General features: G+C 62.7%; 23 protein-coding genes, 1 tRNA gene and 1 pseudogene. 14 read left to right on the forward strand and 11 right to left on the reverse strand.

Annotation, left to right across the window (positions count from 1 at the left end):
- Nucleotides 1-9: 9 nt before the first annotated feature.
- From HWX53_RS01520 to HWX53_RS01530, 3 genes are all read right to left on the reverse strand, one after another.
- A complete protein-coding gene (locus HWX53_RS01520; RefSeq protein WP_347879140.1) occupies nucleotides 10-660 on the reverse strand; it encodes a PepSY-associated TM helix domain-containing protein in 651 nt (216 codons plus the stop codon).
- Between the two features lie 230 nt (nucleotides 661-890).
- A complete protein-coding gene (locus tag HWX53_RS01525; protein WP_175938806.1) occupies nucleotides 891-1,925 on the reverse strand; it encodes a serine/threonine protein kinase in 1,035 nt (344 codons plus the stop codon).
- A gap of 77 nt (nucleotides 1,926-2,002) precedes the next feature.
- Nucleotides 2,003-2,215, reverse strand: a complete 213-nt coding sequence (locus tag HWX53_RS01530; protein ID WP_175938808.1) for a hypothetical protein — start codon at nucleotides 2,213-2,215, stop codon at nucleotides 2,003-2,005.
- Nucleotides 2,216-2,539: 324 nt separating this feature from the next.
- On the opposite strand from HWX53_RS01530, the gene HWX53_RS01535 reads away from it, so the two are divergent.
- Nucleotides 2,540-3,805, forward strand: coding sequence for an MFS transporter (locus HWX53_RS01535; RefSeq protein WP_175938810.1), 1,266 nt, complete (start codon nucleotides 2,540-2,542; stop codon nucleotides 3,803-3,805).
- A gap of 208 nt (nucleotides 3,806-4,013) precedes the next feature.
- Complete coding sequence (locus HWX53_RS01540; protein ID WP_175938812.1) at nucleotides 4,014-4,196, forward strand: hypothetical protein; 183 nt, start codon at nucleotides 4,014-4,016, stop codon at nucleotides 4,194-4,196.
- A 33-nt stretch (nucleotides 4,197-4,229) separates the two neighbouring features.
- Here the strand turns inward: HWX53_RS01540 and HWX53_RS01545 are convergent, their stop codons facing one another.
- Nucleotides 4,230-4,934 (reverse strand): dienelactone hydrolase family protein, encoded by a 705-nt coding sequence (locus tag HWX53_RS01545; protein WP_175938814.1) that lies wholly within the window; start codon nucleotides 4,932-4,934, stop codon nucleotides 4,230-4,232.
- A gap of 534 nt (nucleotides 4,935-5,468) precedes the next feature.
- Here HWX53_RS01545 and HWX53_RS01550 point away from each other — a divergent pair.
- On the forward strand, nucleotides 5,469-6,614 hold the full coding sequence (locus HWX53_RS01550) for a branched-chain amino acid ABC transporter substrate-binding protein (protein WP_175938816.1): 1,146 nt from the start codon (nucleotides 5,469-5,471) through the stop codon (nucleotides 6,612-6,614).
- Nucleotides 6,615-6,673: 59 nt separating this feature from the next.
- Here the strand turns inward: HWX53_RS01550 and HWX53_RS01555 are convergent, their stop codons facing one another.
- A complete protein-coding gene (locus tag HWX53_RS01555; protein ID WP_244139979.1) occupies nucleotides 6,674-7,897 on the reverse strand; it encodes an MFS transporter in 1,224 nt (407 codons plus the stop codon).
- A 159-nt stretch (nucleotides 7,898-8,056) separates the two neighbouring features.
- On the opposite strand from HWX53_RS01555, the gene HWX53_RS01560 reads away from it, so the two are divergent.
- From HWX53_RS01560 to HWX53_RS01570, 3 genes are all read left to right on the forward strand, one after another.
- Nucleotides 8,057-8,722 (forward strand): pyridoxamine 5'-phosphate oxidase family protein, encoded by a 666-nt coding sequence (locus HWX53_RS01560; RefSeq protein ID WP_175938818.1) that lies wholly within the window; start codon nucleotides 8,057-8,059, stop codon nucleotides 8,720-8,722.
- Nucleotides 8,723-9,072: 350 nt separating this feature from the next.
- On the forward strand, nucleotides 9,073-9,375 hold the full coding sequence (locus HWX53_RS01565) for an H-NS histone family protein (RefSeq protein WP_159837423.1): 303 nt from the start codon (nucleotides 9,073-9,075) through the stop codon (nucleotides 9,373-9,375).
- A 191-nt stretch (nucleotides 9,376-9,566) separates the two neighbouring features.
- Nucleotides 9,567-10,745, forward strand: a complete 1,179-nt coding sequence (locus tag HWX53_RS01570) for a cation diffusion facilitator family transporter (RefSeq protein WP_175938820.1) — start codon at nucleotides 9,567-9,569, stop codon at nucleotides 10,743-10,745.
- A 9-nt stretch (nucleotides 10,746-10,754) separates the two neighbouring features.
- Here HWX53_RS01570 and HWX53_RS01575 read toward each other — a convergent pair whose 3' ends face one another.
- The 3 genes from HWX53_RS01575 to HWX53_RS01585 all read right to left on the reverse strand — a co-directional run bounded on the left by HWX53_RS01575 (nucleotide 10,755) and on the right by HWX53_RS01585 (nucleotide 12,603).
- Nucleotides 10,755-11,213, reverse strand: a complete 459-nt coding sequence (locus HWX53_RS01575; protein WP_008352298.1) for an Lrp/AsnC family transcriptional regulator — start codon at nucleotides 11,211-11,213, stop codon at nucleotides 10,755-10,757.
- A gap of 95 nt (nucleotides 11,214-11,308) precedes the next feature.
- Nucleotides 11,309-11,962 carry an exonuclease gene (locus HWX53_RS01580; protein ID WP_175938822.1) on the reverse strand — a complete coding sequence of 218 codons (654 nt, stop codon included), beginning with the start codon at nucleotides 11,960-11,962 and terminating at the stop codon, nucleotides 11,309-11,311.
- Entirely contained in the window at nucleotides 11,959-12,603 is a 645-nt protein-coding gene (locus HWX53_RS01585) for an MBL fold metallo-hydrolase (RefSeq protein ID WP_175938824.1), read from the reverse strand. The genes HWX53_RS01580 and HWX53_RS01585 overlap by 4 nt, the downstream gene beginning before the upstream one ends.
- Nucleotides 12,604-13,269: 666 nt before the next feature.
- Between HWX53_RS01585 and HWX53_RS01590 the strand changes: the two genes are divergently transcribed.
- Nucleotides 13,270-13,872: a septal ring lytic transglycosylase RlpA family protein gene (locus HWX53_RS01590; protein WP_175938826.1), complete on the forward strand. Its 603-nt coding sequence runs from the start codon at nucleotides 13,270-13,272 to the stop codon at nucleotides 13,870-13,872.
- 52 nt (nucleotides 13,873-13,924) lie between these two features.
- Here the strand turns inward: HWX53_RS01590 and rsmI are convergent, their stop codons facing one another.
- Complete coding sequence (rsmI, locus tag HWX53_RS01595; protein WP_175938828.1) at nucleotides 13,925-14,806, reverse strand: 16S rRNA (cytidine(1402)-2'-O)-methyltransferase; 882 nt, start codon at nucleotides 14,804-14,806, stop codon at nucleotides 13,925-13,927.
- 90 nt (nucleotides 14,807-14,896) lie between these two features.
- Here rsmI and HWX53_RS01600 point away from each other — a divergent pair, with 90 nt between their 5' ends.
- The 6 genes and pseudogenes from HWX53_RS01600 to HWX53_RS28000 form a co-directional block, all read left to right on the forward strand.
- A complete protein-coding gene (locus HWX53_RS01600) occupies nucleotides 14,897-15,250 on the forward strand; it encodes a YraN family protein (protein WP_175938830.1) in 354 nt (117 codons plus the stop codon).
- A gap of 132 nt (nucleotides 15,251-15,382) precedes the next feature.
- A complete protein-coding gene (locus tag HWX53_RS01605; RefSeq protein WP_175938832.1) occupies nucleotides 15,383-15,970 on the forward strand; it encodes a phosphoheptose isomerase in 588 nt (195 codons plus the stop codon).
- A 23-nt stretch (nucleotides 15,971-15,993) separates the two neighbouring features.
- Nucleotides 15,994-16,785: a BON domain-containing protein gene (locus tag HWX53_RS01610; RefSeq protein ID WP_175938834.1), complete on the forward strand. Its 792-nt coding sequence runs from the start codon at nucleotides 15,994-15,996 to the stop codon at nucleotides 16,783-16,785.
- 12 nt (nucleotides 16,786-16,797) lie between these two features.
- Entirely contained in the window at nucleotides 16,798-17,148 is a 351-nt protein-coding gene (locus tag HWX53_RS01615; protein WP_175938836.1) for a c-type cytochrome, read from the forward strand.
- A 66-nt stretch (nucleotides 17,149-17,214) separates the two neighbouring features.
- Nucleotides 17,215-17,290, forward strand: a tRNA-Ala gene (locus HWX53_RS01620).
- Nucleotides 17,291-17,480: 190 nt separating this feature from the next.
- Nucleotides 17,481-17,597: pseudogene (locus tag HWX53_RS28000) on the forward strand (Arm DNA-binding domain-containing protein); the annotation flags it as partial.
- 46 nt (nucleotides 17,598-17,643) lie between these two features.
- Here the strand turns inward: HWX53_RS28000 and HWX53_RS28005 are convergent.
- Together HWX53_RS28005 and HWX53_RS28010 are read right to left on the reverse strand one after the other, a co-directional pair.
- On the reverse strand, nucleotides 17,644-17,931 hold the full coding sequence (locus tag HWX53_RS28005) for a hypothetical protein (protein WP_347879154.1): 288 nt from the start codon (nucleotides 17,929-17,931) through the stop codon (nucleotides 17,644-17,646).
- Complete coding sequence (locus HWX53_RS28010) at nucleotides 17,885-18,700, reverse strand: hypothetical protein (RefSeq protein ID WP_347879141.1); 816 nt, start codon at nucleotides 18,698-18,700, stop codon at nucleotides 17,885-17,887. Before HWX53_RS28010 ends, HWX53_RS28005 begins: the two co-directional genes overlap by 47 nt.
- Before the next feature lie 507 nt (nucleotides 18,701-19,207).
- Between HWX53_RS28010 and HWX53_RS01630 the strand changes: the two genes are divergently transcribed.
- Nucleotides 19,208-20,038, forward strand: a complete 831-nt coding sequence (locus tag HWX53_RS01630; protein ID WP_175938838.1) for a hypothetical protein — start codon at nucleotides 19,208-19,210, stop codon at nucleotides 20,036-20,038.
- The last annotated feature ends 51 nt before the right edge of the window (nucleotides 20,039-20,089 follow it).

Genomic DNA, 20,089 nt, shown 5'->3' on the forward strand with positions numbered 1-20,089 from the left:
CGTTGCCGCTTACATCAGCCCGCACACGATCATCGCGACGAGCGACACCGTCACGATCGCCGCGCCCGCCGTGCGCCGCTTGTTGAGCTCGGTCCACAGCAGCACGCCAGTGAGCGACAGAAGAATCAGGCTGCCGGCGAGCGTGTCGATCAGCAATACCCAGCCCACGCTCAGGCCGACGCCCTTGTGAAGGTTCGTCAGCATCGCGAGAAAGGTGTTTTCGGTGCGCTTCACCGAGACGAAGTTGTTGCCGACCCAGTACTCCGCCATCACGCTGCTGCCCGGCGACGCGATCATCGTCGACCATTGCTCGGGCTGCATCGTGCTCTTGTCGCCCCAACCCACGGGATGCGCCGGCTCGCGCCGCGTGCGCCCGACGTTGCCGTCGAGTTTCAGTTCCTTCTTGAGCCACATGCCCATGTCGCGCGGCGATTTGAAACCGCCCGCGGGCAGCGGAAGCTGCATCTGTGAAACTTGCGGCTCGCCGGTCGAGACGCGCAGCGGCGGCGCGCGGTGGTTGAGCAGAAAGCCGGTCACGCCGAATAGAAGCCCGAGCAGCGCGCCCCACAAGCCGACCCAGCCGTGAACCTTGCGCAGCCATTTCAGAAACGTCGAGCGGCGCGAGCGGTTCTTGCGCGCGGCTTCTTCGGCGTCGTTCATCTGGCGTCCTTGCGGACGGTGGCGATCGGTGCCGCTCGTCGGCGGCGGGGTGAGGGTGTCAGGCGCGTTCAAGCGTCTCTCCGGAGTCGGCGGGTTCGTCGGCAACGCCACGCCCTAACCGATTCGCAGTCGTTCAAGGCGGGCAAATGAGAATCGTTATCATTGCATGCCGAAACGCCTGGCACAATGCTTTCTGGCGGCGGAAAGACGCCGCTTCGTCACCAAAAATTTCAGACGGGCCAGAGCGGCCCTTCCTGCATCGCGCCGATCTGCTCGCGCAACTCGAGGATGCGATCTTCCCAGTAACGCTGCGTGTTGAACCACGGGAACGCGGCGGGGAACGCGGGATCGTGCCAGCGGCGCGCGAGCCACGCGGCGTAGTGGATCAGCCGCAAAGTGCGAAGCGCCTCGATCAGATGCAGCTCGCGCTCGTCGAAGTCACAGAAATCTTCGTAGCCTGCGAGCAAGTCGGAGAGCGCACGCGACGCTTCGGCGCGGCCGCCCGGCAGCAGAAGCCACAAGTCCTGAATCGCCGGTCCCATGCGGCTGTCGTCGAAATCGACGAAATGCGGGCCCGCGTCCGTCCACAGCACGTTGCTCGGGTGGCAGTCGCCGTGCATGCGCAGATGCCGCACGTCACCGGCGCGCTCGAAGCATTGCGCGACGCCGTCCAGCGCCATCGATACGGCGCGCTCGTAGGCTTCGCGCACGTCGTCGGGCACGAAGCCATGCGTCAGCAGGAACTCGCGCGGCTCAAAGCCGAAGGTTTGAATATCGAGCGTCGGCCGCTCGCGATACGGCTCGATGCCGCCAACGGCGTGAATGCGCCCGATGAAGCGTCCGAGCCATTCGAGCGTTTCGCGGTTGTCGAGGTCGGGCGCGCGACCGCCGCGCCGATCGAAGACGGCGAAGCGAAAGCCTTCGAATTCGTGGAGCGTCGCGCCTTGAAGGACGCGAGCCGGAACCGCCGGAATCTCGCGCGCGGCGAGGCTCGCGACGAACGCGTGTTCTTCGACAATCGCTTCATTCGACCAGCGCTCCGGCCGATAAAACTTCGCGATGACAGGCGGCCCGTCTTCGACGCCTACCTGATACACGCGGTTTTCGTAGCTGTTGAGCGCGAGCAGCCGGCCGTCGGTGCGCGCGTCGGCGGTCATGAGCACGCTGTCCACGGCGTCGAGCACGCGCTCGGGCGTGAGGCCGGCGAAGGGCGGCGCGGCGTCGGAAGCGGGGACGCCGGCTGAGTCGGAATGATCTGAGTTCATTCCGGCATTGTGCGCCTTCCGGCGGAAGGCATCAGCGTCGCTTCAACTCGGCGCTCGGGTCGCCGACACAACGCCGCTCAATGAACGACCGAGTTCGACGGGCGCACGATATCGCCCGTATCGATCAGGTCTTCGAGAAAGAACGGCTCCGTGTTCAGGAGCTTCGTGACGCCGGGCTCGCCCGCGTACCACGCGACCATGGCCATGTCGCCGAGAATGCGCATGACGATGCCGCGAGCGCCGTGAGGCACGGCAATATGCACGGAGCGGACAATCGAACCGATTTGCATGATGAAACCCCGTTTCCATGCCGGCTCGATGAGACGCCGGTCATATGTTCCAACAGCACGCGCTTGCGACGGCGCGTGCACCAGACAATCGCCGCGTCTTTGTTGCGGGAAGCGCGACCTGCGCGGCTTTCATGAACGATTGTGCGCTTACTTTAGCCTATGGCAACGCGCAAACGCGATGCCCAATGCCGCGATATGTTGCCCAGCGCAGACGTTCGACGCATGTTTGCTGTCAGCGGCACATGAAATGCGCCGCTGCATCAGGCAAAACCCTGACGGACGGCGTATCGTTGAGGGTTTCGGTTTTAAGCGGAGACTTCATTCGTGAACGCATCACCCGCGCCGCAGCGCAAGGATGTGCCGCCCGCGCCTGCGGATCTTTACCTCGAGCGCGGCTCGCGGGCCTACTGGCGAGCTTCGCTCGCGTTGCTCTTCGCGGGCTACGCGACGTTTTCGCTGCTGTACTGCGTGCAGCCGCTGCTTCCCGAATTCACGAAGGGCTTCGGTGTCAGCCCGGCGGTTAGCGCGCTCGCGGTGTCGGTGAGCACGGCGGCGTTGGCCGTCGCTATTTTCATCGCGGGATTCGTCTCGGAAAGCTGGAGCCGTCATCGATTGATGACGCTGTCGCTGCTCGCGTCGTCGGTGCTGACGGTCATCGCGGCGCTGCTGCCGAACTGGCACGCGCTACTTTTCGTGCGCGCGCTCGAAGGCTTCGCGCTCGGCGGCGTGCCGGCCGTCGCGATGGCCTATCTCGCGGAAGAAGTGCATCCCGAAGGACTCGGCCTCGCGATGGGCCTCTACGTCGGCGGCACGGCGATCGGCGGCATGGCGGGGCGCGTGATCAGCGGCGTGCTCGCGGACTTCTTCGGCTGGCGCGTGGCGATCGGCGGCATCGGCGTGCTCGGACTGCTCGCGACGCTCGCGTTCCGGTCGCTGCTGCCGCCGTCGCGACGCTTCAAGCCTCGGCGCGGCGTCGGGTTCTCGCATCACCGCAGTTCGCTGGTCGGGCATTTGCAGCACGGCGGGCTGCCGTTTCTCTTTCTGACCGGCTTCGTACTGATGGGCAGCTTCGTCACGGTCTACAACTACGTCGGCTATCGGCTGCTGGGCGCGCCGTTCGGGCTCAACCAGACGCAGATCGGCGCCATTTTCACCGTGTATCTCACGGGCGTGGTCGCGTCGCCGTGGTCGGGCAAGATGGCCGATGTCTTCGGCCGCGGTCGCGTGCTGATCGCCGCGATCGTGCTGATGATGACCGGCATCGCGCTGACGCTTTCGATGTCGCTGCCGGTGATCATCGGCGGAATTGCTTGCCTCACGTTCGGCTTCTTCGCGGGACATTCGGTGGCGAGCGGCTGGGTCGGCCGGCTCGCGACGCAGGCGAAAGGTCAGGCCGCCGCGCTGTATTTGCTGGCGTATTACCTGGGATCGAGCCTGATCGGATCGTATGGCGGGCACTTCTGGACCGGCTTCGGCTGGCCGGGCGTGGTCGGGTTGATCGCGGGACTGCTCGTGATCGGCGTCGCGGCTGCGGCGTATCTGAACGGCCGCGAACGGGCGCTGATCCGCGCGCCGTCGAAAGCAGAATGAAATCGGACGAAACTAAGGGTTTTACCGCGTCCACTTAATAACGCGGGCTGCGGAGCCTTCTGTCACAAGGCTCCGGCGTTTTCAGCGAACCCTGTTTCGCGACGACGGCGCAACGCGCTTTCTCCCGCCGCCTATACTCGAATCGTCGATGCGCACATTTGCGCCGGCACGATTCGAGCAAGAAAAGCAGGACGATGGGAGACGCACCATGACGTATTTCACGATCGGCGATTTCATTCTGGTCATCCCGATGGCGCTTGCCGGCGCGCTGTTCTTAGGCGCCATTCCGTGCGCATCGCACTTCAAGAACAATGTGCTGCGAGCGTGCGGGGCGCTCGTCGGCGTGCTCGTCGCGTTCCTGCTGGTCGAGGGCTTGCCCGCGCTGATATGACGGCGCGCGGCGTGCGCCGCGCGCGTTCGCTACTTACAGGTGCTGGCCGAGGAACGTCAGCGTGCGGCCGTGCGCGAGCGCCGACGCCTTCGCGTTATACGACGCGCGATCGCCGCAGTTGAAGCCGTGATCGGCGGCCGGGTAGACGTACAGTTCCGAGTCCGCGCGGCCGGCGAAACGCTGGCGCACGGCATCGACGGCGTCGGCGGGAATGTGCGCGTCGAGTTCGCCGTAATGGAACTGAATCGGCGCCTTCACCTGATCGGCCTTGTCCAACTGATTCTGGATGCCGCCGCCGTAGTACGCGACGGCCGCATCCACCGAGCCTTGCGCCGCCGCGAGATACGCGAGCCGGCCGCCGAAGCAATAGCCGATCGCGGCGACCTTGCCGCTCACTTCCGGCAGCGCGCGCAACGCCTTGGCAGCGGCGCCGACATCCGCGACGGCCGAATCCACGTTGGTCTTTTGCAGCAGTTCCATCGCCTTCTCGCGATCCGCGCCTTCGTAGCCCAGCTCGACGCGCGGCTGCGTGCGCCAGAAAACGTCGGGCGCGAGCGCGACATAGCCATCGGCGGCGTATTGATCGGCGACACTGCGGATATGCGCGTTCACGCCGAAGATCTCCTGCAGGATGATCACGGCAGGCCCCGTCCCCGTCTTGGGCAGCGCGAGGTAGCCCTGGAAGCTGCCGCCGTCGGCGGGAATGTCGATCCATCGGGAAGTCACGGTTACGGTCACGTCGATGCTCCTTGCTTGGTTGACTATAAGAACGCAGGCGAGTGAGTTTGCCAGCTTTCCCTTTCAGCCGCCTGAGCGCGGTCAATCGTTGGCGGGAAGCAGGCACGCGGATTGACCGGGCAGGCGATTTTTAGAGGCGCATGCCTAAAGTCAAGCGTTAAACGGCTTTTGAAACCGGCTAATGGCGACGCGCGGCGCGCGATTATCGGCAGAGTGGCAGAGGACGTAAAGGCCGGGCCGAAACCCGCATCGGTTGGGCCTCGCGGCGCAATCGCCACCACAAACGGGCGGCGTTCTCAACTGGCCGCTAATCGGTAGTCACACCAGTATCTTAAAAAACTTCCCTAAATTAATTTGACAACCCTACACTTCTCGCGCGGTGCGGATGGCGGCTGCCACAAACAGCCGGCCGGAAGGACTTGCCAAGTGCAATACGATGCATCCGGCGTGGTCGTCCACGGGACTGAGCGATCGTGATGAAAGACGGGGCACAGGGCGATTACGTTGTTTTTGGGACCGAAACTGGAGACTTACATGAACACCAAGCTTCAAAAAGTGTTGCCGATCAGCGCCGCAGCCGTGCTGTTCGCTACGTTGGCAACGTCCGCAGCAGCCGACCAGGTCGTCAAGATCGGTCACGTCGCTCCGCTGACCGGCGGTATCGCTCACCTGGGCAAGGACAACGAAAACGGCGCGCGGCTCGCAGTCGAAGAGATCAACGCGAAGGGTCTCACCATCGGCGGCCAGAAGATCACCCTGCAACTGGACCCGCAAGACGACGCAGCCGACCCGCGTACCGCCACGCAAGTCGCGCAGAAGCTCGTCGACGACAAGGTCGTCGCAGTGGTCGGCCACCTGAACTCCGGTACGTCCATCCCGGCATCGAAGATTTATAGCGACGCGGGCATCGTCCAGATCTCGCCGTCCGCAACGAACCCGACCTACACGCAGCAAGGCTTCAAGACGACGTACCGCGTCGTCGCGACCGATGCGCAGCAAGGCCCGGCGCTCGCGAACTACGCAGCGAAGAACCTGAAGGTGAAGAGCGTCGCCGTGGTCGACGATTCGACCGCGTACGGCCAGGGCCTCGCGAACGAGTTCGAGAAGACCGCGAAGTCGCTGGGTCTGAAGGTCGTCTCGCACGACGCGACCAACGACAAGGCCGTCGACTTCCGCGCGATTCTGACGAAGATCAAGGGCGAGAACCCCGACGCCGTGATGTACGGCGGCATGGACGCGACCGGCGGCCCGTTCGCCAAGCAGGCGAAGCAGCTCGGCCTGCGCGCGAAGGTGCTCGCGGGCGACGGCGTCTGCACGGAAAAGCTGGCTGACCTGGCCGGCGACGCGACCGACAACGTCGTGTGCTCGGAAGCAGGCATGGCGCTGGAAAAGATGGAAGGCGGTCAGGCATTCGCTGCGAAGTATCAGAAGCGTTTCGGCCAGCCGATCCAGATCTACGCGCCGTTCACGTATGACGCCGTGTACATCATCGTCGACGCGATGAAGCGCGCGAACTCGGTCGATCCGGCCAAGATCCTCGCCGCGATGCCGAACACGGACTACAAGGGCGTGATCGGCCAGACGACCTTCGATTCGAAGGGCGATCTGAAGCACGGCGTGATCTCGCTGTACGACTACAAGGCAGGCAAGAAGACGCTGCTCGACGTCGTCAAGATGTAATTGCGGTTGGGCGTGAGCCCGGGAAGAACGCGCGGACCTTCGAAAGTCCGCGCGTTTTTTTATATCTTCAGGCGCCTGAGGATGCGCGGACCGATCAGCGCGATCGCCGCGCAGCACGCCGCGACGACGCACAAGCCGATGGGCAACGTGCTCACCTGCGCGACGCCGCCAATCAGCACCGGCCCGAGCAGCAAACCGAAGTACGCAAGCCCCGCGACCTGCGCGAGCCCTTCGGCGGCCGTCACGCCTTCGACGCGCGCCGCCGCCGCGAAGAGCACCGGCATCATGTTCGCGAGCCCGAGGCCCATGAGCGTGAAGCCCGTCATCGTGACGAACGCGTTCGGCACGACGAGCGCCATCACCATGCCGACGAACGCGAGCCCCGCGCTGCCGAACACGAGCTGCGGCGCGCCGAAGCGGGCGCGCACCGCATCGCCGCCGAAACGCCCGGCCGCCATGCCGCCGGAAAATGCGGCGTACGCGGCGCTCGACAACGAAGGCGACGCCTCGACGACATCACGCATATAGACGGTGGCCCAGTCGTACATGGCGCCTTCCGCGATCAGCGCGACGAGCGCGAGGCCGCCCAACGCCCACAGCGCCCCCGAGCGCCAGCGATTCGACGACGACGCCTTCGCGTGCGCCTCGTGATGCGGCACGTGCGGCAGCACGGACGGCATCGAGGCCAGCAGCACGACGAGACTCGTGCCCGCCGCGAGCGCCAGGTGCGCCGCCGGCGCGAGCCCGTGCGCGAGGAGCGTGCCGCCGATTGCCGCGCCCGCCATCCCGCCGATGCTGAACATGCCATGCAGCGACGACATGATCGGCCGCCCGAGCGCTTCTTCGACGGCGCTCGCTTCGGCGTTCATCGCGACATCGAGCGTGGCCATGCCCGCGCCGAACACCGCGAGCACGATCAGCAGCAGCCAGAAAGACGGCACGACGAGAATCAGCGCGCCGCATGCCGTCATCGCGATGCCGCCCGCCATGCACGCCGTGCGCGTGCCGGCGCGCGCGATCCACGATCCGTTGGTGATCATCGCGAAAATGGAGCCGCCGGCGACCGCGAACAGCGCGAGCGACAACATGCCGGGGCTGAGCGCGAACTTGTCGCGCACAGTCGGGACATGGACGCCCCACGACGCGTACATCATGCCGGCGATGAAGAAGACGGCCATCGTGGCATAGCGGGCGCGCTGGCGCGTGGCTTGAGGGAGACTGCGGTGCACCGCGAGCGATGGGTTGGACTCGCGGGTGGAAGAAGCGGAAGTCGAGTCGGACACGGTTGAGCCGTTGGAAAAGTGGCGCGCGGCGGCAATGACGTGGGACAACCGCCGATCATGCCGCCTTTCGCGAGAGCTTACGATTCTATCGAACGGCCAGGAGACACGCTGACCGCGCTGATTTACCATTTTCGGCAGTTCACTTGTCGACCTCTTTTCATGAATATCCCGCCGCAAGCGCCGCTTCATTTGCTGCATCGTGTTTCGGAAGGAACGCTCGCGACTCATTCGCGCGATCCGGCCGGCTTTCCTTATCCGACTGCATTGCCATTCGCGCTTACCGCGCGTCATGCGCCGATGTTGCTCATCAGTCACCTCGCGGAACACACGCGCAATCTTCAAGCCGATCCGCGCGCCGGCTTTCTCGTCGCGCATGCCAATGGCGCAAGCGTCCTGGAAGGTCAGCGCCTGACCTTGCTGGGCACGTTCGAACCTGCGGCAAAATCGGATCACGAACAACTGGCGCGGCGATATCTGCGCTATCACCCGGATGCGGCGCGTTATCTGGCATTAGGCGACTTCGCTTTCTGGGTACTGTCGACAGAGCGCATGCGCTATATCGGCGGCTTCGGGGCGATGGGCTGGCTCGACGGAAATGAAATCGATCCTCTGGAACCGTTGAGTGACGACGAAGAAGCCGCGCTGTGCGCATTCTCCGACACGCTTGCAAGCCGGCCCGCCGACATCCGATTATTGGGGATAGACCGGTATGGCTGCGATTTGCTTGATTCAGGCGCACGCAATCGTTTTACGTTTGATAAACCCAAGCTGAGTGCAGAAGAACTGAAAGCCGCGCTCATAGACTGTTTCGAACGCCATGCATAGAGCGCCTTGACACTTCTGCGGCGCTTTACGCTGTGCCTGAGCCACGAAACTGCGCGAGAAACTGCCATCTGATGCGAATTTTGATGCGTTGGAGGGGTGGTGTTTCCGTCTCATGCCATTCTCACGCGCATCGGACAGTGAATCCGGCGATTTTGGCCAGTGCGCCGGCGTTCAGAAACGGCGCGCGAGTCGGCAAATGTTACGAGTAATTAGCCAATACAATTAATCGCAATCCGTCTATGCCGCTATTTAGCGGAAATGTGTTAATCTGCGATTCAGTCCGAGGCTATACTGATAACCGAAGAGCGAGCACTCGACTCGCAAGCCAATACACCACTTAGGGATTTGCCATGCCTTCATACAAGGAACTGCTCGCACAGCGCGAGTCTCTCGAGCGTCAGATCGAAGAAGCGAAGTCGCGCGAATACGCCGAAGTACTTAATGAGATCAAGCAGAAAATGGCCGATTACGGCATCACGCTTCAGGAATTGGCCGGTGGCCGGGGTGCGAAAGCCGCTAAGGCATCACGCAGCCGCACGGGTGTCGCGCCGAAATACCGCGATCCCGAGAGCGGCAGCACCTGGTCCGGCCGCGGTAAGCCGCCCAAGTGGATTGCGGGTCAGGATCGCGATAGTTTCCTGATCGGCAAATAAGTCACGCTTCAGTCGAAACATGAAAAGGCCGCGCCCAAAGGCGCGGCCTTTTCGTTTCCGCCGCGCTATTCTTTCACTGCAATCAGTTAATCGTTCGGCGAGAATGCGTCGCGTTATTAAGTCGTTGATTTAAAAGCGGAAGCGCCGGGTGCCTGTTAAAATGCTGTCAATGGACACCACGAGCACTTTACATGACACTTTCGACGGCGCATGCCACTGAGAAGCACGATGTCGCGGTTCGCACGACCTGGACGAGTATCGCGCTTAACAGCGGGCTCACGTCCGCCCAACTCGCGGTCGGGCTGATTGCGCATTCGCAGGCTTTGATTGCGGACGGCGTCCATTCACTCGCCGATATCGTTTCGGATCTCGTCGTTCTGATTGCGAACCGAAAGGCGGCGGCCGTACCGGACGTGGATCATAACTACGGCCATAGCCGCTACGAAACCGTGGCGTCGCTATTCCTCGGCGGATTACTGATTGCCGTCGGCGTCGGCATGTTATGGCGCGCGGGCGCGCGCATCATGAATCTCGGCGACATACCGCCGGTTCATGCGAGCGCTTTGGTCGTCGCCATAATCGTTCTTGTTTCGAAAGAGGCGCTGTTTCGCTATATGCTGCGCGCGGCTGAACGCGTGCGCTCTGCAATGCTCGTCGCGAATGCGTGGCATGCGCGATCCGATGCGGCTTCTTCGCTTGTCGTGGCGCTCGGCATCGTCGGCAGTATCGCAGGGTTTCGCATTCTCGATCCCATCGCGGCGGCCCTTGTGGGTTTTCTGGTAGGCCGAATGGGATGGACATTCGCATGGGATGCGCTCCAAGACCTTTCGGATCGCGCGCTGGATGAAACGACCACGGCGGATTTTCGCGGCATTTTGCTGGGCACGCCCGGCGTGCGTGATGTGCACGAGTTGCGCACTCGCAAAATGGGCGATCTCGCCATTGTCGACGCGCACATTCTTGTGGACCCGCTGATCTCCGTGTCGGAGGGTCATTACATCGCCGAATCCGCGCGGGCGCATATCCTGGCCGATTCGCGCGTAATCGACGCGCTCATTCACGTCGATCCGGAAAGCGATGCGGTGAATCCGCTGCCCGGCAACTTTCCGCTGCGTTCGACGGTGACGAAGGCGGTGACTGCTGCGTTTTCAGAGCAGGGCTTATCCGTCGATACGTTGAACCTGCACTATCTGAAGCGCGGCTTCGACGTGGAGATCGTTTTGCCATACGCGGCAGAGAGCGAGACGGCTCCCCGACTCGCTAACTTAAATCTGGACGCGCTCAGGCAACGACTGGGCGCGCGTCAGATTCGCGTGACGCAGGCTGTGAAAGTGGCCGCGCCTCAACCCGCGAGAAACGCGTCGGAATAAGGCGCGCGGTTAAAGCGGCAATTGCGTGTCGAACTTGATTTCCCGCAGCACGACGCTCGTTCGCACTTGCGCGACCGCCGGAATCTTGAAGATGCGATCGTGGAGAAACGCGTCGTACGCCTTGATGTCGGGCGCGACGATCTTCAGGATGTAATCGGATTCGCCCGTCGTGCTGTAGCACTCGGTCACTTCGGGACAGGTGGCGATTTCGCGCTCGAATTGCTCGACGCCGCCTTCCGTATGGCGCGTCAAATGAATATGCGCGAGCGCGCAGACGTGTAGCCCGAGCTTTTCACGGTCGAGCAGCGCCGTATAACGCTGAATGACGCCGGACTGCTCCATGTCCTTGATTCGCCGCCAGCACGGCGTACTCGACAGCCCGACCTGATCGGAGATTTCCTGAACGGAGCGCCGCGCATCCAGTTGCAGAAGACGCAGGATTTTTTGTGAGAATGTATCGAGAGTCAACTGCGCCTCCGTTCGGTCGCGATCTGACTCCAATGGTAGAGGCCCCAGAAAGGAAGCGCAATGCAACGCGGGCGCAACGAGGGAGATTCCCTAACTCACTGCCCTGCGGGCGGTGTTTTACCTTCAGGATGATCTTCCGTCGGTTCGTCAGCGCTCGCTGCCGCTTTCGTTGAAGCCAAAGTCGCTTGCAAGTGGCGCAGATCCGCGAGCATGTTGCAGAAGAGCGCGCCTTGCTCGATGGCGTCGTCGAGCGCCACATGCGTGTGCGGCAAGTCGTCGAACCAGTGCTTCGGCAAGCGCGGCTTGATCGCCTTCCGATACGGCAGGCCGGTGATGGCGAAGGCGAGCGTCTTCATATCCAGCGCCGACCACGAAAACGGGCAGCGCTGGGCGAAGCGCATCATGTACCAGAACATATGCGTGAAGTCGAAGCCCGCCGGATAAGCGACGAACACGGGCTTGCCCGGCAGCGCCTCGACCCATTCGACGTAATTCACGAGCGCCACTTCCGGCTTCTGCAGATCGGTCCGGCATGCGGCCCACGCTTCGGGCTGCGTCTTCCACCACGCGGCCTGCACCGGATGCGGGGCCGCGCCTTCGAGCGTTTCGAGATTCGCGGAGAAGGTGGCGATGAGTTGCTTGTCGGCCGTGTACGCTGCCGACGCGAAACTCAGCATCGAGTGCGGGCCGGGAATCGGGCCGTCTGCTTCGACGTCCGTGCTGACGTAGATTTCGGGGATCGCGTTCATGCGGCGACTCCATCGCGCACGAACGGATTCGTGCGGCGTTCTTCGCCAAAGGTCGATGCCGGGCCGTGGCCCGGAACGAAGGTGACGTCGTCGCCGAGCGGCCAGAGCTTCTCGCGGATCGAACGAATGAGCTCGGCGTGATCGCCGCGCGGAAAGTCCGTTCGGCCGATGGAGCCGGCGAACAGCACGTCACCGACGAACGCAAGCCGATGCTCGCGACTGAAGAACACGACATGCCCCGGCGTGTGGCCGGGACAGAAGAAGACTTCCAGCGTCTCGTTGCCGAACTGCACGGTCTCGCCGTCTTCCAGCCATCGGTCGGGCGTGAATGCTTGCGCGTTCGCGAAGCCGAACCGCTGTGATTGCGCCGGCAACTGATCGATCCAGAACGCGTCTTCCTTCTGCGGCCCTTCGATCTGCACGCCGTAATGATCCGCGAGCGCCTTCGCGCCGCCGCAGTGATCGAGATGACCGTGCGTGAGCAGCACCTTCTCGACCGTCACGCCCTGCCGATCCACCTCCGCGATGATCCGCTCGATGTCGCCGCCCGGATCGACGACGGCCGCGCGGCGCGTCGCTTCGCAAACGACGATAGAGCAGTTCTGCTGGAACGGCGTGACGGGAACGAGAGTGACTTTCATCGGTCTGTCCGGGGGACGGCGCCTGTAAAAACGTTCATTGTACCGGCCGCTCGGAAGCCGCGACGGTCGCGCGCGGACGCTTGGAAAAGACTGTCGCAATCGGAAATTCTTGCGCCCATAGGCAGAATCAATGACGATTTCCGCAGTCGGCGCAGCCAGACCCCGCTTTTTTTGTATAATGGGCTCACTAGTGCATGAGTTTGGTCATGCCGTCAATGGGCGACTGCCGAAATGCCAGTGCGTTTTTACAATCGCCATCAGTAAGCTGTTAGGGGCCAAAAGCCTCGCAACTGCAACTCAACGCACCTTCTTGTAGGTGCACACGTCTTGTCCAGCCGGGCGCTGCGCGTCCGTTCGATGGCCTTTGCCGCCGTCACGCTGGATGGGGCCTACGCCGCCGTTCCTGCGCCGTCTCGTGGTCGAGGCGGGCACGAGCGTGATGCCACGTTCGATGGCGGCATGTGGGGTCTGGTCAGGCTGCCGGGGACAGGTTGCGCCAGACGTGAACGATAACCGGGCATTTGCGGCACGAGTACGCCGCATCCGAGCATCAGTCTGCCGTTCGCTTACGCGAGCGGCGCGCTGCTTTGCGCGGACAAGCCTTTGGCTGCCTGACGCGCGCTCACCGGCGCGGCGCGGCGGCCCTTTTACCGTTGGTAACCGCCTATGAATGCTCGATTCATTCGACATATCGCAAGCCTGTTCGCTGTCGGCGTCCTGGCAGGTTGCGCCGCGCCCGGTTCGGGCGATGTCGCGTCATATCATCAGACCACGCCTACTATTAGCATGGCAAGTGCCCGCTCGAATGCGCCGCTCGCATTCGACACGAACCTGAGCACGGTTCCGGCCGACAATGCGAACAAGAGCCAGTCGCTCTCCGACGCGCAGCCGATCACGGACAGCCCGGACGTCGGCACGTTCGAGCAGAAGGGCAAGGCTTCGTGGTACGGCCGCTGGTTTCATGGCCGCAAGACGGCAAGCGGCGAGAAGTTCGACATGAACGCGATGACCGCCGCTCACCGCACGCTGCCGCTCGCATCGTGGGTGCGCGTGACGAACGAGTCGAATCACAAGACCGTCGTCGTGAAGATCAACGATCGCGGTCCTTACGTGCGTGGTCGCGTGATCGACCTGTCGTATGCCGCCGCCGCCGCGCTCGGTATGCGCGGCGTGGGCACGCAGAAAGTGAAGATCGAAGGCCTCACGCAGCAGGAAGCGCGTGCCGCGCGTGAGCAGTCGCAGTCGCTCGCGGATGACAGCGTGAACTGAGCTTTTTCTCCCTCATGTGATTCTCGACGGGCCGTCTTTCGACGGCCCGTTTTCATTCTTGCGCGGGCTTATTGAGCCGCAGCGCGCGCTCGTACAGCGCATTGCGCGGCGCGCCCGTCAGCGTCGCCGCGATCCGCGCCGCGCTTTTCACCGACAACTCCTCCAGCAGCGTCAGAAGCAGCGCATCGTGCGCGTCCTCGGCATCCTCCGCTTCCGGCGCGCCTTCCACCACGAGCACGAACTCGCCGCGCTGACGGTTGGCATCTCTTTCGAGCCACGTTGGCCCTTCGGCCAGGGTGCAGCGATGCAGGCTCTCGTGTAACTTCGTCAACTCGCGTGCAATCAGAAGCTGCCGCTCGCCACCGAACGCATCGGCGAGCGCGCGCGTCGTTTCGACAATGCGATGCGGCGCTTCGTAGAAGACGAGCGCCATCGGATGCTGCGCGAGCGCGCGCAATTGCGAGGCGCGCTGCTTGGCCTTCGCCGGCAGAAAGCCGACGAACGTGAAGCCGTTGACCCACGCGCCCGCCGCGCTCAATGCGGTGACGACCGCGCTCGGCCCCGGAAGCGGAACCACGGGCAGGCCGGCTTCGCGCACGGCATCGACAAGACGCGCGCCGGGGTCCGAAATGCCGGGCGTGCCTGCATCCGACACACACGCGACGCGCTCGCCGCTACGCAGATGTTCGATCACGCGCTCGGCCGCGCTGCGTTCGTTGTGCTCGTGCACGGCGATGGACGGCTTCGAGATGCCGTAACGCGCGAGCAGTTGCGCGGTGTTGCGCGTGTCCTCGGCCGCGATGCGATCGACGAGGGAAAGCACATGCAGCGCGCGCACGGTGATATCCGCGGCATTGCCGATGGGCGTAGCGACGACGTACAGCGCGCCCGCCGGATACTGCTGCCCGGCGGCCAGTTCAGTGATTTGCAGCATGTGCGCGGGCGGGCGTAGAGCAAAGAGGAGAGGACGTCATTTTGCCACGCGAGCTTCGGCCTGCCCGCCGACAACTTTCACGAGGCACGAATGTCCAAAACGCTCGGCGATGCTTTCGAGGCACGCGCGCTTCACTATCTCGAGCGGCAGCGCATGCGACTTGTCGCGCGAAACGTGCGCTGTCGCGGCGGCGAGATCGATCTCGTGATGATGGATGATCGCGGCGCGCTGGTGTTCGTCGAAGTGCGGGCGCGCAGGAGCCGCCGGTTCGCGGACGCGGCGACGAGCATCGGCGCGACGAAGCGCGCGCGTCTCGTGCGCGCCGCGCAGCACTATCTGACGACGTGGCGCGGCGCGCTTCCGGCATGCCGCTTCGACGTGATCGCGTTCGACGCGGGCGAGATCCGCTGGCTGCCGGATGCGTTTCGCGCGGACGAGTCGTAGCGCGCGGTTCGGCGCAGGGTGCATGCGGTAAACTGCGCAGACTCAACGCAGGGACGCGCCGCGATTTGCGCGCGCCTCGCTTCCAACATCACACGCAACGAACGCCGCATCGCGGCCGAACACCGAGAGTCGATGTCAGTCGAACGCATTCAACAGCAATTCCGCGACAGCGCCGCGCTCACGCTCGAAGCACTCGATTCGCTCGCGGTGCCCATCGCGGCCGCCGTCGATACGCTGTTCAGCGCGCTCGCCAACGGCTCGAAGATTCTCGTGTGCGGCAACGGCGCCTCGGCGGCGGACGCGCAACGCTTCGCGGGCGCGCTGATCGGCCGCTTCGAGCGCGAACGCCCCGGCTTGCCGGCTATCGCGCTGACCACGGATTCCTCGATTCTTACGGCCATCGGCAACGACTTCGCGTTCGAGCAGATCTTCTCCAATCAGGTCCGCGCGCTCGGACAAGCCGGCGACGTCTTGCTGGCGATCAGTGCATCGGGCAACTGCGTGAACGTGCTCGCCGCCGTGCAGGAAGCGCACGAACGCGAGATGGTCGCGATCGCGCTGACCGGCGACGGCGGCGGCGCGATGACCGACGTGCTCGCTGATACAGACATCCACATCTGCGTGCCGTCCGAACGGACCGCGCGTATCCACGAAATACATCTGTTGACCATTCATTGCCTGTGCGACGGCATCGACGCGATGCTGCTGGGCGGAGACTGAATCTAAAAGGGGGAACGGAGTTGATGAAGAAGACACGCGTCAAGGCGGCGCTGGCTCAAGCCACGCTGACGGTCAGCCTGTTGTCCGGCGTCGCGCTGACGATGCAGGGTTGCGCGCTCGCGGTGGTGGGCGCGGCGGCGGGTGGCACGCTGATCGCCACGGATCGCCGCACGCTCGGCGCGCAGACCGAAGACCGCGAGATTCAGGTAAAGGCGCTTTCGCGGATCAAGGAGAACGTATCCGATCAGGCGCACATCAACGTGACGGTGTTCAACCGGCGCGTGCTGCTGACGGGCGAAGTGCCCGACGACGCGTCCAAGCAAAAGGCCGAAGCTGTCGTGCGCGATATCAACAACGTGGGCGGTATCGTGAACGAACTGTCGGTGCAGCCGGCGAGTTCGATATCGTCGCGCGCTAACGATTCGTACCTCGAAGGCCGCGTGAAGACCGCGATGGTCGGCGAGAAGGATCTGTCGGCCAACTACTACAAGGTGGTGTGCGAACGAAGCATCATCTATCTGATGGGCCTCGTCACGCAGGACGAAGGCGCGCATGGCGCGGATGTGGCGGCGCGCGTGTCGGGCGTCGAGCAGGTCGTGAAGGTCTATCAGTACATCAAGCCGGAAGAAGCGAAGGCGCTGGCAGCGGCGGCGTCGGGCGCGAGTTCATCGACGGCGCCGACGCCCGCGCCTGCGGAAGCGACGGTCGGCACGGTGCCGGATTCGTCGGTGACGTCGCGGCCGCTCGATCAGCAGACTCCGGCGCCCGTCAAGAATTCTGATGTGCGTCCGGGCAGTTCCAGTTCAGCGAAGTAATGGTGCGTCAAGATGGTTGAAGCAAGGTTTGTCGTGGCTGCGTTGTTGGCGGCATCGGGCTATGCGGTGGCGGCGGATCAGCCGGTTGCGTCGGTTTCCTCGGCGAACGCGATGGCGATTGCGCGCAGCAATGCGTGCATGGGCTGTCACGCGGTGGATCGCAAGCTCGTGGGACCGTCGTTTCAGCAGGTCGCGCAGAAGTACAAGGGCGATGCTCAGGCGAGCGCCAAGCTCGCCAAGAAAGTGAAGGACGGCGGCGCCGGCGTGTGGGGCTCGATTCCGATGCCCTCGCACCCCGCGATGAACGACGGCGACATCAAGACCGTCGTCGCGTGGGTGCTCGCGGGGGCCCCGCAGAAGTAACACGTTGTGGCGCATCGGAGGGGCTTGATCGCAGGCCGCTTCGCTGTGGTAGAATCGCACTTCGTTGGGGGGGTAGCTCAGCTGGGAGAGCGTCGCGTTCGCAATGCGAAGGTCGGGAGTTCGATCCTCCTCCTCTCCACCATCACGTGTTCCGGGCAGTTCCAGAGGATTCTGCAGACCCCGCGTCCCGGAAGGCTCGCGGGGTTCTTGTTTCCATTCCCCGATTGGGGTTTCCGTTCACAGCCGGGGGCCTTTCAGCGCAGTTTTAGGGGCATCAGGCTCATTTTTGAGCCTGCCAGAAATTTAGGCCTCCACGCTACGGGAGGTGTCCCATGCCTCTTACCGATTTGGAAGTTCGCCGGGCTGCCGCGCATGAGAAGGCGTACCGGGTCTCTGACGGCCGCTGCATGTATCTCGAGATTTCTCCCTCCGGCGGCAAATACTGGCGGTTCAACGACCGGGAGCGGAAGCTGGCGCTGGGCGTTCATCCGGATGTCACGCGCGCAGAAAACGCGATGGAGCCGGGCGCTGCTCGCCGATGGCATCGACCCTGTCCAGGCCAAGAAAGACAAAAAGCGCCTGGCGCGGCTCAACGCTGCCACTACCTTCGAGGCTGTCGCGGCTCGAGTGGTTCGAGCAGCATGCGCGCGGCTGGGCGCCGAGCGACTCCGAGAAGATCATGGGACGGTTGAAGAAGACCTGTTTCAGTGGCTTGGATCGCGTTACATTGCCGACATCACGCCGCTCGAAGTGCTGCGCCGTGCCGAGAAGCGGGGCGCTCACAAAACCGCACGCCGGCTTCAGCGGAACTGCGGCCAGATCTTTCGCTACGCCGCCGTGACCGGGCGCGCAATGCGCGATGTGAGCGCCGATTTACGTGGCGCGCTGCGGCCCAACGGCATACCCACTTCGCCTCGATTACGGACCCCAAGAAGGTCGGGGAAATGCTGCGCGCCTTCGATACCTTTTCCGGGACACTGGTCGTGCGCACCGCGCTGCACAACTTGCGCCGTTGCTGTTCGTACGATCCGGTGAACTGAGGCAGGCTGAGTGGACGCAGATAGATCTGGAACGCCGCGAATGACGCTATACCGTTTCCAAGACGAACATGGAGCATCTGGCACCACTGGCCACACCGGCGGTAGATATCCTGAAAGAGTTGCAGGCGCTGACGGGAAAATGGCGTTGCGTCTCTACAGGTCGGGATCGCTGAAACCCTATGAGCGGAGCGGCCATCGATGCCGCGCTGCAGCGGCTGGGCTTCGACAGGAAAACCGAGATCGCCGGCCACGGATTTCGGGCCACGGCTCGGACCATCGTTCACGAACGGCTCCGGTTTCCGGCCGAAGTTATCGAGCACCAACTGGCGCATCGGGTGCCCGACTCGCTCGGTAGTGAATAAAATCGCACCCGGTTCATCGACGACCGGATCGCGATGATGCAGGCGTGGGTTGACTATCTGAATCGGCTGAAGGCGGGCGCAGAAGTGAGGCCGATTCGGCCGAGAGGTGTTTCGAGCGAGCTTTTTTCTTATGGTGGCTGAATGCTGCATCTTCGGTCGATGTCAGGAAAACTCAATGCGACCGCTTCGCAAAGCGGGATTCCGTTCAACCTTGATCGGATGTGTCATCCAGCCGTATCGGACTCCGTCAGCGGCCCCATTCATATGTTGGCGAATGTGATCGATCAGAGCGCCAACTTGAACCTCTAGATCGGTGATCGTGCTCGCCAAAGCGGCACATAAGACTGAAAGCGAGTCCAACCACCGTTCATTCACGTAAAAGTGCACGTCGTCTGGCGAGCATTGACGTTCCCGACTTGCCGCCACAGCAATCATTATGACCAAGCGAACCACCTAAGTTCAAAGCGCCACAGCCGTTATCCTCATGAAAAATTCGTGGACCGTAGCGGACAGCCAGCGGCGCATATTGGCGAGTCCGCGTGCGCATTCCAGATTTGACACGAGACGGAAGAAGTGTGCTGGTCATTGCCAATCCTGGCTCGTGTATCATCGCCAACTCGCGATACGTGACGTGTTGCACATATACCAAGGTTACAAATGTCGGTTCAGCTACCAGGGGTTTCCGAACGAGTCTTCGAGTTTGCATTTAATTCAGAGTTCTGCGCGGCTAGCGGTTCAACGCTGGTCGGCTGTCCGTACATCCCGACTCAGAACCAAGAGAAGCGGCTGGGATACGATGTTTCGTTTAAGCTCAGCACAGGAAAGTCGTACAGGTCACTTTACCTTCAGCACAAGGTTTCTCGTAGAGTTGATGGCAGCAGTCCGTCAAATAAGCACTTTCGTGCCGCTGTAGGCTCTCCTTACTTTGCGTTTTCGCTCGACGTCGATCAATATAATTTGATCCATCGCTTCTCGCAAAAGCGGTCGCGTGAATTCTATTATTGTGCGCCGATTTTTACGCGCCGCAGCGAGCTAGATACGCACTTTCGTAGTGCGCAAGTCGTATCGAATTCAGCGTGGATTGATGTTTCGGGATGTGCATCGATTCCCCGTGGCGACGAAGAGTCGCACTGTATTGTGTACGATCCAGCCTTGAAAGGCGCGGCGCGCTTCTCGCAAGAACCTCAGTCTGGCTTGAAGATCCAACGAGCGTCCGTAGACGGAATGATTCAGTCGCAACGCACAGTAAGGTTCGACGCCAAATCGCTACGGGAAGAATATGAGGAGTTCTTCGAGACAATTGGCGACTGGTGGGATGAGGGTCGAAGAATACGGCGACGCAAGTCGGATGCAGATACCGATTTCAGAATGAAGCGCCAACGTCCTGCGCGTCGTAAGCACCTCAATACTCCGGAGGAAGCTGTAAGCGCAATTCGGGAACTCACGAGCGATTATCTCGGCGTTACATGGCTCGTCCACGAAGCGTAAAGAAGTGTGCGGGAAGCGGCGAACGGATAGGCGCCTAAGTTCGAAGAAGCG

It is taken from the genome of Caballeronia sp. BCC1704 (genome assembly GCF_902833455.1).
Taxonomy (GTDB): Bacteria; Pseudomonadota; Gammaproteobacteria; order Burkholderiales; family Burkholderiaceae; genus Caballeronia.